Annotated in this window: 10 protein-coding genes; 5 read left to right on the forward strand and 5 right to left on the reverse strand. The window is 43.8% G+C overall.

The genetic code is table 11. The features are described from left to right. Positions 1–142 precede the first annotated feature (142 nt). The 5 genes from rlmKL (at position 143) to B5J93_RS05960 (ending at position 6,036) form a co-directional block, all read left to right on the forward strand. Positions 143–2,959 (forward strand): bifunctional 23S rRNA (guanine(2069)-N(7))-methyltransferase RlmK/23S rRNA (guanine(2445)-N(2))-methyltransferase RlmL, encoded by a 2,817-nt coding sequence (gene rlmKL / locus B5J93_RS05940; RefSeq protein ID WP_079325464.1) that lies wholly within the window; start codon positions 143–145, stop codon positions 2,957–2,959. Between the two features lie 123 nt (positions 2,960–3,082). Further along, a complete protein-coding gene (ttcA, locus tag B5J93_RS05945) occupies positions 3,083–4,168 on the forward strand; it encodes a tRNA 2-thiocytidine(32) synthetase TtcA (RefSeq protein ID WP_079325466.1) in 1,086 nt (361 codons plus the stop codon). A gap of 13 nt (positions 4,169–4,181) precedes the next feature. After that, positions 4,182–4,529, forward strand: a complete 348-nt coding sequence (locus B5J93_RS05950; protein WP_115236802.1) for a hypothetical protein — start codon at positions 4,182–4,184, stop codon at positions 4,527–4,529. Between the two features lie 248 nt (positions 4,530–4,777). Further along, positions 4,778–5,308, forward strand: coding sequence for a hypoxanthine phosphoribosyltransferase (gene hpt, locus B5J93_RS05955; protein WP_078273314.1), 531 nt, complete (start codon positions 4,778–4,780; stop codon positions 5,306–5,308). Between the two features lie 92 nt (positions 5,309–5,400). Beyond that, entirely contained in the window at positions 5,401–6,036 is a 636-nt protein-coding gene (locus B5J93_RS05960; protein ID WP_420811400.1) for a trimeric intracellular cation channel family protein, read from the forward strand. A gap of 171 nt (positions 6,037–6,207) precedes the next feature. On the opposite strand, the gene purH is transcribed toward B5J93_RS05960, so the two are convergent. The 5 genes from purH to cysE form a co-directional block, all read right to left on the reverse strand. Further along, positions 6,208–7,800, reverse strand: coding sequence for a bifunctional phosphoribosylaminoimidazolecarboxamide formyltransferase/IMP cyclohydrolase (gene purH, locus B5J93_RS05965; protein ID WP_079325470.1), 1,593 nt, complete (start codon positions 7,798–7,800; stop codon positions 6,208–6,210). A gap of 103 nt (positions 7,801–7,903) precedes the next feature. After that, positions 7,904–8,167, reverse strand: a complete 264-nt coding sequence (locus B5J93_RS05970) for a helix-turn-helix domain-containing protein (RefSeq protein WP_174700916.1) — start codon at positions 8,165–8,167, stop codon at positions 7,904–7,906. Positions 8,168–8,669: 502 nt separating this feature from the next. Further along, a complete protein-coding gene (locus B5J93_RS05975) occupies positions 8,670–9,797 on the reverse strand; it encodes a zinc-ribbon and DUF3426 domain-containing protein (protein ID WP_079325474.1) in 1,128 nt (375 codons plus the stop codon). Positions 9,798–9,924: 127 nt separating this feature from the next. After that, entirely contained in the window at positions 9,925–10,851 is a 927-nt protein-coding gene (prmA, locus tag B5J93_RS05980; protein WP_079325476.1) for a 50S ribosomal protein L11 methyltransferase, read from the reverse strand. A gap of 84 nt (positions 10,852–10,935) precedes the next feature. Further along, entirely contained in the window at positions 10,936–11,799 is an 864-nt protein-coding gene (cysE, locus tag B5J93_RS05985) for a serine O-acetyltransferase (protein WP_079325478.1), read from the reverse strand. Positions 11,800–11,935 lie beyond the last annotated feature (136 nt).

Raw genomic sequence — 11,935 nt, forward strand, 5'->3', positions numbered from 1 at the left:
CATCATTTTGCCCCGCCCATTTACCCTGCTAAACATCACCCCAAAAACAACAATTGCCACTACCATACCCGTCCCAAATTATGCTATAATACTTGGTTTACCCAAACCCCTTACCAAAATTCTTATCAAATAAGCCCACACCATGCCAAAACTACCCTTCGCCGATTTTACCCCCACCGCCTTTGATGTTGTCATCACCTGTGCGGACGGTCTTGAAAATGCCTTATTGATAGAGCTTGACTTATTTGGGCTGGTCGGGCAGATTGTACGGACAGGACGTGTGCGTGTGGGCGTGTCGCTTGCCGACTTTTACAAAATTTGCCTATATAGCCGTGTGGCAAGCCGTGTGTTACTGCCCATTGGCGAGTATTATTTTCGCCAAAAAACCCAAACCGTGAACCAAGTGCGTGAAAGTGGCGGTAAAAAAACCACCCGTACGGTTGAGACCAAAGTCATTGACGAAGATGTTCCTACCGCCTTATATGAGTTTGCCAGTCGCTATGATTGGACAAGCGTGTTTGACGTGGACAACACCTTTGCCATACGCCTATCCACCGACAAACGCCTGTCGGTAAACCAACAATTTGCCACCTTGCGTATCAAAGACGCCATCGCCGACTGCTTTAACAAAAAATTAGGCGAGCGACCAAACGTGGACAAATCCCCTGATTTTCACATTTACGCCCACGCCACAGGTGAGCTTGCCGAGCTGTATTTGGATTTATCAGGCACAAGCCTGCACCGCCGTGGCTATCGTGTGGCGAACACGGACGCTCCTTTAAAGGAAAATTTGGCAAGTGCGTTGCTTTATGAATGCAACTGGCACAAGGGCGAGCATACCGCCATTATTGACCCCATGTGTGGCTCTGGCACGCTCATCACTGAAGCCCTACTCATGAAAACCGCCTACCCTGTGGGCATTGACAAAAAAGCAAACGATTTTGGCTTTTATCATTGGCAATACCACGATGATGAGCTGTGGCAAACCCTTGCTGGTAAAGCCTTAGATGACTTTCATGCCAACCTTGCACACCTAGAACAGTCCCTTATCAAAGGCGACTTTACTGCCCTTGCCCTAGACGCTGACGCTCATGCCGTGCGTGCCTGCCACAAGAACCTGATAGCGTCTGCCCTTGCCCCCATTGCCGAGTACGTCCGCCTAGAACAGAGACCGCTTGCCACCGCCAAAGCCGTGCTGAGCGAGCTTACCACCGCCTATCCACTTGTCATCACCAATCCCCCCTATGGCGAGCGACTGGGCGAGAGCGATTTTATCAAGCCCTTGTATCACGGCTTGGGGCTTATCGTGGCGGACGGTTTACGTCATGTGGGGCGTGCGGACATGGCGGTGCTGGCAAGCCACATTGAACACGCTGACACCTTGCCGATTGCCGAGCCAAATACCCTAAAATGCCATAACGGAGCATTGACTGTCTATTTTCGTCATGGGGCGGTAGAATTTGCCAAAACCGACCGTTTGGCACATGAATTGATTGTCAATTTTAATAAAAAAGAAATTGATAATCCTGATAGCCAAGAATTTATCAACCGCTTACAAAAAAATATCATCAATCTAAAAAAACACGCCCAAAAAAACAATATCAGCAATATGCGAATTTATGACGCTGATTTGCCCAATTATAATGTAGCGATTGATATTTATGGCGATAAAATTCATGTTCAAGAATACGCCCCACCAAAACAAATTCCCACCGATGTCGCCAAAGCCCGTTTTAATTTGGTATTATCCGCCATTCGGGATATTTTTAATGTCCACCGTGAAAGTATTTTTATAAAAACCCGTATGCGACAATCGGGCAATGACCAATATACCAAAAATACCAAAGACGATACTCAAAGATATAAAAAAATGTATGTCGCTCACGAACATGGGGCGTATTTGTATGTGAATTTTACCGATTATTTGGATACGGGGTTATTTATTGACCACCGCAATATTCGTGAAATGATAAAAAATGCCAGTCGTGGCAAAAATGTCTTAAATCTATTTGCCTATACTTGTACCGCCAGCGTGCATTCGGCAATGGGCGGAGCCAAATCGGTAATGAGTGTGGATTTATCCGCCAATTATTTAAATTGGGGCAAACAAAACTTTGCCCTAAATGGGCTTGATTTGACCGCCACAACCTTAGACGATACGCCAAAATATCAATTCATCGCCACCGATGTATTTGATTGGCTAAAAAATAATACCGAACAATTTGACGTGATATTTATTGACCCACCCACTTTTTCTAATTCTAAGAAGTTTAAGGGAACGTTTGATGTACAGCGAGACCATGTCGCCCTGATAAGCCGTGCCATGAACCGCCTTGCCCCAAATGGCGTGCTGTATTTTAGCAATAACTTTACCAAATTTGTGCTGGACGATGAAGTCAAGGCTCGTTATGACGTAACGCCAATCACCGATAAAACCATTGGCGTAGATTTTAATCTAAAAAAACCCATTCATCAAAGTTTTAAAATCACGCATAAAAATCAAATGATGAAAGTGTATGAATTTGAAAGTGCGTTTGATACCGTCAATGATGATTGGCAAGATGAAATAACCGCTTTTAATAAAAAAGACGAGATAAAACATTCAAAAGACAGAGCATTTAAAAAGCCTTTTGACAAATCTTTTGACAAATCGTTTAATACAAAACCCAAAGATAAATCAGACAACCCACGATTTAAAAAAGACGGTTTTAGAGATAATGGCAAAAAGTCATTTGATAAAGATAAGTCTTTTAATAAAAAATTTGATAAGTCTGATAAGCCATTTGATAAAAGACAAACAGGCAAAGACAGATTTTATGATAATGAACCTGTTAAATCAGATAAGCCAAAAGTACGCTATGAAAAGATTGACGGAAAATTGGTTGCCATACCCATTGATAACACCCAAACCAATGAATCCAACAAACCCAAAAAATATACGGTAAAGCCAAAATCGTGATTTAAAATAGATTTAAAAATGGTAGGGTGCGTATTACGCACCGAACAACCTTTTTTTAGTTGAATATAGGGACGAATTGCAATTCGTCCAATATTAAATCAAATATAAAATTGAGAAATAGCCATGACCGACAGCCAAACCTTGAACGATGACATTTTAAACCAAGAAATCCTAAACGATGCAGAAAGCCATTCTGAAATCATTCATGCCTTATCTGCCGACAGCGAGCGAGAGACGGACACAGACGGCGATGATGAGCATGATTTTGATGACGGCATCAAATCCGCCCGCTTCAAAAAATTACAAAAGAAACTGCGTAAAGAAGTGTCGTGGGCGATTCGTGATTTTAACATGATTGAAGACGGCGATGTCGTCATGGTGTGTATCTCAGGCGGTAAGGACAGCTTTACGTTGCTTGATATTTTACTGTTTTTAAAACGCATTGCCCCGATTAACTTTGATATCGTGGCGGTCAATCTTGACCAAAAACAGCCCAATTTCCCAGGGTACGTCCTGCCCGAATACCTATCCAAACAAGGCATTCCGCATTATATCCTAGAAAAGGACACATATAGTATCGTCAAATCAGTCGTGCCAGAGGGCAAAACTTACTGCTCGGCTTGCTCACGCCTAAGACGTGGCTCGCTGTACGGTTTTGCCAGGCAGATTGGGGCGACTAAGATTGCTCTGGGTCATCATCGTGATGACATTTTGACGACTTTCTTTTTGAATTTGTTTCATGGCGGAAGTCTAAAAGCCATGCCTCCTAAGCTGTTATCCGATGACAAGCAAAACGTACTTATCCGTCCGCTTGCCTATGTTGCCGAAAAGGATATTATCAAGTACGCAAATTACAAGCAGTTCCCCATTATCCCGTGTGGACTGTGTGGCTCACAAGAAAACTTACAAAGGGCGATGATAAATGATATGCTTCGTGAGTGGGACAATGCCCACCCAAAACGCCTAGCGAGTATGTTTAAAGCCTTGCAAAATGTCGCCCCAAGCCAGCTTGCCGACCGTGAGTTGTTTGATTTTGAAAGTCTAAAAACCGAGCGAACAGACGATGAGAGGCTGTTTGAAGGCGATAATATCCAAGTGGGCGTAAGCGAAAAACTTGCCGATATGGGTTTGCCGACCGCCCCACAAGTGCAGACCTTTAACCCAAAATTTAGCAACAAAATCCCAACGATAAATCCTGTTATTGATTGATTGCGAGCCAAGCATGATAATAAAAGCAATTTTTATCCTATTACTGCTGATATGTGTAGGTGTTCAAGGTGTGTTTATCTATCTGCTTGGCGGTTATGACCCACACGAGTTAAATAAATTGCTCAGAATGTGGGAGAGTTTTGGTGTTGAGATTGTGCCTTATACGGCTTTTATGCTGTCAATCACCCAAGCAAAAGCCATTTGGCTAATCCCAAAGCTTAATTTAATCATTGGCGTTATGGCAATCATTAAAAAAGAATGGCATATTGGGCTATTGGTGCTTGTGCTGTCTTTTTTAATCGCCTCAGCCTTTGTTTGGGCGATATATTCGCCAGCGATGATGACTTCCATAAGTGGGTGATATTTTATTTCACTTTTGGCATTGTTAAATAAAAATATATTTCAAAATTTGGACATGTAGAGGCGAATTGCAATTCGCCCAAAAATCAACACTTTATCAAGGGGCGAATGTAATTTGCCCCTACAAATTTATCCAAAGGTATAGTTAATTAACAATGCCCACTTTTTAATATCAAGAGTGGTAGGGTGCATACGCACCAATATACCATCAAATTTAAATCAATTTTAACAAAACCAAAAGGTAGTTTTATGACCATACCAAATCTAAACGTCATGATTAGTAGCGAAGAAATCGCCCAAAAGGTAAGCGAGCTTGGCAAACAAATCACCGCCCATTATGCTGATAGCGATAAAGAGTTGATTTTAATCGGACTGCTTCGTGGTTCGGTGATTTTTATGGCGGATTTGTGCCGAGCGATTGACAAACCGCATGAGTTTGATTTTATGACCGCATCTAGCTACGCCAAAGGCACGGTATCTAGTGGCGATGTCAAGATTTTAAAAGATTTGGACGGCGACATTCGTGGTAAAGACGTGTTGATTGTTGAAGATATTATTGACTCTGGGCGTACGTTGTCCAAAGTCGTGGAGATTTTAAAAACCCGTGAGCCAAACTCCATTGAGCTTTGTACACTGGTCAGTAAGCCGTCTCGCCGTGAGATAGACATGGACGTAAAATTTTTAGGTTTTGAAGTGGAAGACCGTTTTATTGTGGGTTATGGTTTGGATTATGAACAAAAATACCGCCATTTGCCATTTATCGGCGAAATTGGCTTATAATGATAACTCATTGATTTATATAAACTATTTTAAAATTATAAATAAAAATCGGGTATCACACCCGATTTTTTGATGATAAAATGATTATGATGATAGAGTTAGCCCAACCAATTAATACGGCAAGTTTGATTTATGTACTTGATTTTATTGGCGTTATTGCCTGTGCGGTGGCAGGCACCATGCTTGCCATTAGTAAGGGTTTTGATTTGTTTGGCTGTATTTTGGTGTCTATGGTTAATGCCATTGGCGGTGGGACGATTCGTGATGTCATGCTTGATAGGCACCCGCTCTTTTGGACGATAGATTTGAATTATGTGTTCGCCATTACGATAACATCAATCCTGTGCCAGATGTTTTTTCGTCCAACGGCACGCATGAATGGCGTGTTAAAGTTGTTTGACGCCATTGGGCTGTCGGCATTTAGCGTGATTGGGCTGACGGTGGCGTTATCGATGGGGGCGACACCACTCATCGCTGTGATGATGGCGGTGATGACGAGTATCGCAGGCGGTATCATGCGAGACATGATTTGTCAAGAGTTGCCGATGGTACTGCAAAAGGAGATTTATATTACCGCCGGTATCTTGGGGTCGCTGACCTATCTGGGGCTGGGGCGACTGGGTGTGGTGGCGTGGCTGTGCGAGCTTGCCATGCTGATGGTAGTGTTTGGCGTGCGAATGCTGGCGGTGCGATATGATTGGCATTTGCCGAGCATTCGCATGGTGTAAGATACAACAAATTAACCCCAATTTGCACCAATGTTAAATCTTTAAAAGTGCCTTTGTAGAGGCGTGCTTTCCACGCCCTTTGGTGGTGTATTTTGAGGTTTGATGATTATACAAGCAAAAAATAAACCCCAAGATAGGGGTTTATTGTTGGTTGGGATATGTCCTAATTTTTTAGTGTCTAAAATGTCTCATACCGGTAAATACCATAGCAATGCCATGCTCATCGGCGGCTTTGATGACTTCTTCATCACGCATAGAGCCACCGGGCTGGATAATACACTTAATGCCAGCGTTGGCGGCGTTGTCAATGCCGTCTCTAAATGGGAAAAAGGCGTCCGATGCCATAACCGCCCCTTCAACAGGCAGTCCTGCGTGTTCGGCTTTGATGATGGCAATGCGAGCAGAGTTCACACGGCTCATCTGCCCTGCACCGATACCGATGGTTTGGCGGTTTTTGGCATAGACGATGGCGTTGGATTTGACGTATTTGGCAACTTTCCATGCAAAAATCAAATCATCAAGTTCTTGCTCGGTGGGCTGTGCTTTGGTAACGACTTTTAGGTCAGACTTGTCAATCATGCCCAAATCCTGCTCTTGAACAAGCAGTCCGCCATTCACACGTTTATAATCAAGCTGTGGCGCGCGTTCGTCAATGCTCGGTAACTCGCCACAAGTCAGCACACGCACGTTTTTCTTGGTGGACGTGATGTCAAGCACGCCGTCTGCCATGCTTGGGGCGATGATGACTTCGACAAATTGACGGTCGATGATGGCTTTGGCGGTATCCACGTCTAGCTCACGGTTAAAGGCGATAATCCCACCAAAGGCAGATTCAGGGTCGGTGGCGTAGGCTAAGTTATAAGCGTCTAAAATACCGTCAAGCGATACCGCCACACCGCAAGGGTTGGCGTGTTTGACAATCACGCAGGCAGGCTTGGCAAAGGATTTGACACATTCTAATGCCGCATCGGTGTCGGCGATGTTATTGTAGGATAACTCTTTGCCTTGCAACTGCTTGGCGGTGGCAATAGATGCTTCTGTTGTCCCACTTTCTACATAAAAACTGGCAGTTTGGTGGGGGTTTTCGCCATAGCGGAGTTCTTGGGCTTTGTTAAGCTGAATGTTAAAGGTGCGTGGAAATTGGGTTTTGGCGGTGGCATCTTCGCTTAATGTCTCGCCTTTGTCTAGCAGTCTTGCCCCCAAAAAGCTCGCTATCATGCCGTCATAACTGGCGGTATGTTCAAAGGCTTTAACCGCCAAATCAAAGCGAGTGCTGTCTGATAACCCGCCATCTGCTTTTAGTTCGTTGATAACCGTGGCGTAGTCGGCAGGGCTTGTGATGATACCCACATATTTGTGGTTTTTGGCAGATGAGCGCACCATGGCAGGGCCGCCAATGTCAATATTTTCAATGGCACCGCTCATGGTAACGCCATCTTTGGCAACTGTTTGGGCAAAGGGGTATAGGTTCACCGCCACGATATCAATGGCATCGATGCCATGCTCTGCCATGATGTCGGCATCTATCTCACGGCGACCCAAGATGCCGCCATGAATCTTGGGGTGTAAGGTTTTGACTCGTCCGTCCATCATTTCGGCAAAGCCGGTGTGGGCAGAGACTTCTGTGGCATTGACACCGTTGTCAGTCAAAAGTTTAAAGGTGCCACCAGTGGATAAGATACCAAAGCCTAAGGCAGATAATTCTTGGGCGAATTCTACAATGCCTGCCTTGTCAGAGACGGAGAGTAGGGCGAATTTTTTCATAAAAATACCTTTTTGGGTTACAAGGGTGGATAAAACAGGATTAAAAGTGGGGTTAAAACAAAACGAAAACCCGCCAAAAATGACGGGTGCAAAAAATTAGAAATTATAATAAGCCATGCGTTTTTAGCTTGGTGCGGAGCGTGCCACGATTTAGCCCAAGCGTTTGAGCGGCTTTGGATTGGTTGTTGCGTGTGTGCTTCATGACCGCCACCAACAGAGGTTTTTCAAATTCATGCAAAAACGTCTCATACATGTTAGTGGTTTGCTCCCCATTTAGATGCATAAAATAACTTTCCACCATTTTTTTTACTTCATTATATAAGGGGGTGTTCTCTTGTTGCGTCATGGTTGGGGGGATGGGGGTCATCATAACAGCTCCTGTGCTTAATTTAACCTTATATCATGGATAGGGTGTGCCTGCCCTTTATGACACATTTTGTACTATAGAAATATTTTAGAAATAAACTACTTGCTTTTGTACGAAAATAGCTATCCGACTACTTAACTGTTTGGATTTTAAGATTTTTTGCTTAATTTTTAAAATTAAGTGGTTGGATTGTTTTTCATAATAAAAACTTGTCTGATGGAATGATAATCAGTCTACGTTTTTTCCTTGAAAAACGTGCGATTACTCTGTCTGTTTAAACAGGCATTTCTCATTGCAAATACAAAAGGTGGACACGACCTTAAAAATATTAATGAAATCATTGTAAAACAATTATAGTCATTTGGCAAGTCATGGAACGTGTATAATGTTAAGCCATATTGGTTTATTGTTAACCAATGTTAAACAATTGTATTTTTATAACAGATATTTTGATTTTACAAGCCATCCGAGTTATTTGGATGGCTGTCTGTTGTCTTTTGCACTAAGGTGATTGATAAAATGGCGTTACTGTGACTGAGCTAGCATTCAATGTAGAAGTTGCTGATAGCATGATGCGTTTGCTTTGATTAGCAAGTATGGTGGTTTGCGACTCACTAAGATAGTCTTTGGTGTCCGCAACAAAGTCAGCTACCACTCTACCGTTATCATCTTGCAATTGTACCAATAAGTAAGGAAAGAGCTGTTCGGTACTGCTTTTGTTTGTGATGTTAATAACCACATCTGTTTGGTTTTGCAATACTGAGTTAATTTCAAGACTCCCTAAGTCTGCCGATGGAATATTGCATGAAATGATGTTGCAAACCGCATTGGCAAGATTGGCGGTCTCAGGGTTCTTGGTAATCTTTTCTATATTAAATAAAGCATATTGCACAGCCAATAAGCCGAGCATTAATAAACAACCAATTAGCCAGAAAAGCTGTGTAATTATGGGTTTTTTGGTAGCGATTTGTTGAGCGGTAGGCTTGTTTGGTTGTATCTTTTTGATACTTACTGGTTTTTTCTGTTTGGGTTTGGCAGATGGAATAATGGTATTTAAGTCTACATCTTTAATAATAGGGGATGCTGAATTTGTTACCTGACTATTAACAGTTATAGATGAATTATCATCTAGTAAGTTATTAATCCATGCCTCATCTTCACTATCCGACATTTCATCTTTAGTGCTTTTTGTTACTGTTGGTGCAAAACTAATGTTATCTTTTAGGAAATTGTCAAGTTCATCATCGGAAAAACTTACATCAACAACAGCTTTGGGTTTATTCTCCTCAATGCCATCCATCTCATCATGAATCATATCTTCTGTAGGGGTGGATTTAGTACGTTTGACACGTTTTGGTGTGATAGATGATGAATCTTGCTCAAATTGAGTTGCTGTTGGATTGGAGTGTGACTGGGTTGGGACAACCCGTGGAGCTGGACTGGATTGCGGTTTTGATGTTTGGTGTGCCGTAGCTGTTGTTTGTGGAGTTGAAACAGTGACCAAATTGGCATTTAGAAAAAACACTTGTTGGCACTTACCGCATTTGGCACGAGCATTGAGGTCGCCAAGTTTGGCGGCTGGCATGGGGTAAGTCGTTTGGCAATGGGGGCACTTAGTTTGGTTACTCATGTTTTTATCAAATCCAGTAAAATAATAGGCGAAGGCAGGAAGCTAACAAGTAACAACTTGCAAAAATCGTACAAACTATTTTTCTTTATGCTACTAAATTGTTACGCATTTGACAATTTTAATCCGCTCAGCTGTGCTTAATAGCGGATAAACGATACCAATGATGGTCTTCGCTGTTGTCATAATGATAAGGCATGTCAAGGTCAAAATAGGGCTGGTATGCCATCATAACATCATCGACTTGATTTTCAATAAGTCCTGCCAAGACAATATTGCCTTTATCCTTTAATAAGGTAGCAAACAATGGGGCAAAGTGAATGAGTGGCTTGGCTAGAATATTGGCGGTGATGGTGTCCGCTTTTATATCATGCGTTTGTTGATAAGCCTTAAATTCATCGGGTAAAAATACCAATATCTTATCCTCAACGCCATTTAGTTTGGCGTTTTGGTGGGTAGCAAGCACCGCTTGGGGGTCAATATCCACCGCCAATACCTGCTTGGCCCCAAGCAGTAACGCTCCCACGCCCAAAATCCCCGAGCCGCAACCATAGTCAATGACGACCTTGTCGGTCAAATTCTGCTCGACAAGCCAGTCAAGGCACAGTCGTGTGGTGGCGTGATAGCCTGTACCAAAGGCAAGACCGGGGTCTAGGATAAGGTTGGTAGCGTCTGGGTCGGGAGCGTCTAGCCATTCGGGGACTATCCACAGATTGCCAGCACACTGAATGGGCTTGTAATGGGTCATCCACTCACGTGTCCAGTCCTTATCATCAAGCACTGATAGCCACACACGGCTTGCCCCAACTTCGGCGGCGATGTCATGGGCAAGGCTCTCAAAGTTGGTACCGTCAAATCGCCCATCGGTGTTGGTGTCAAAAATGGCGGTCAGCACCACCTCGCCCCATAATGGCTCTTCACCGGGCATGGGCTCAAACAGCGGTTCATCGCCTGCGTCTTCTAGTAGGATGGAGACTGCTTCGGCTTCATAGAACAGTGCTTCGGCAAGTTCAACTTGCTCTTTGGTCAGTTGTAGGTGAATTTGTTGCCATGCCATGAGAGTTTCCTGTGATGTTGGTGTGTCAAATTAGACTGGATTGGTAAATAATAAGTGGATAAAAGTAGGGTTTGGGTTTGATGGTTATTTGCCGTCATCATCGGTCAAGATTGCCAAATCGTCTTTGCAAAGGTTGTCAATATTGGATTTGCAGAACTCAGGGTCAAGACGACAGATGGCATTCTGCAATGCTTCAATGTGCTTATCTTGGGCTTGGATGTGAGAGAGTAGTTTGGCGATACTCGTTGCCACAGGGTCGGCACTGTTTGGGCTTAGCCCATAGGCGTTGAAACTGGCGTCATTGGTGGATTCTAGGCCGATACTCTTATCGGGGGTGCTAGGCTTAGGCGTGTCGCTTTTGATGTCATCGCTTGTTTCGGTGTTTTTGATGTTTTTGTCAATCATGCGAGCTGCCGAACCGACCATGGTCGCCCCTGTGGGGACAGGCTTGACAACCACGGCATTTGAGCCGATTTTGGCGTTGTCGCCCACGCTAAAACCACCCAAGATTTTCGCCCCTGCTCCGACCACGACATTATTGCCAAGCGTGGGGTGGCGTTTTGTGCCTTTCTCCCATGACACCCCGCCAAGCGTGACACCATGATATAAAGTCACGTCATCGCCAATCTCTGCCGTCTCACCGATGACGACCCCCATGCCATGGTCAATGAACAGACGTTTGCCAATCTTGGCGGCAGGATGAATCTCAATGCCTGTTGCCATGCGTGTCAAGTGCGACAAACCCCTTGCCAAAAATTTGTGGTCAGCCTGCCATAGGGTGTGAGACGCACGGTGCAAGGTGCGAGCATGAATGCCCGGATAAGTCAGGGCAATCTCAATCTTGGTGCGAGCGGCAGGGTCACGTTCTAGCACCGCACTCAAATCATCATCGATGGCACAGGCTAGGCTTTTGAGCTTGGAATTTTTTAGCTTGGAAAAGATACTCATGACAGATAACGCATTTTAAAATGGCTTATTCTACCATCAAAAGCTCGCTGAGTATAGAGTTTGTTTGATTTTTGAGTGTTTAAGTTGGGAAATCTTTTAAGGGAGTTTTATTCAATAAACCCCTCTCCAAACTACC

This window comes from Moraxella equi, from assembly GCF_002027555.1.
Lineage (GTDB): Bacteria > Pseudomonadota > Gammaproteobacteria > Pseudomonadales > Moraxellaceae > Moraxella > Moraxella equi.

Excerpts from the sequence above, each read along its gene's own strand:
- prmA (WP_079325476.1), bottom strand. The coding sequence starts at position 10,851 with ATGGCATGGCAACAAATTCACCTACAACTGACCAAAGAGCAAGTTGAA.
- hpt (WP_078273314.1), top strand. The coding sequence starts at position 4,778 with ATGACCATACCAAATCTAAACGTCATGATTAGTAGCGAAGAAATCGCC.
- rlmKL (WP_079325464.1), top strand. The coding sequence starts at position 143 with ATGCCAAAACTACCCTTCGCCGATTTTACCCCCACCGCCTTTGATGTT.
- ttcA (WP_079325466.1), top strand. The coding sequence starts at position 3,083 with ATGACCGACAGCCAAACCTTGAACGATGACATTTTAAACCAAGAAATC.
- purH (WP_079325470.1), bottom strand. The coding sequence starts at position 7,800 with ATGAAAAAATTCGCCCTACTCTCCGTCTCTGACAAGGCAGGCATTGTA.
- B5J93_RS05970 (WP_174700916.1), bottom strand. The coding sequence starts at position 8,167 with ATGACCCCCATCCCCCCAACCATGACGCAACAAGAGAACACCCCCTTA.
- cysE (WP_079325478.1), bottom strand. The coding sequence starts at position 11,799 with ATGAGTATCTTTTCCAAGCTAAAAAATTCCAAGCTCAAAAGCCTAGCC.
- B5J93_RS05950 (WP_115236802.1), top strand. The coding sequence starts at position 4,182 with ATGATAATAAAAGCAATTTTTATCCTATTACTGCTGATATGTGTAGGT.
- B5J93_RS05975 (WP_079325474.1), bottom strand. The coding sequence starts at position 9,797 with ATGAGTAACCAAACTAAGTGCCCCCATTGCCAAACGACTTACCCCATG.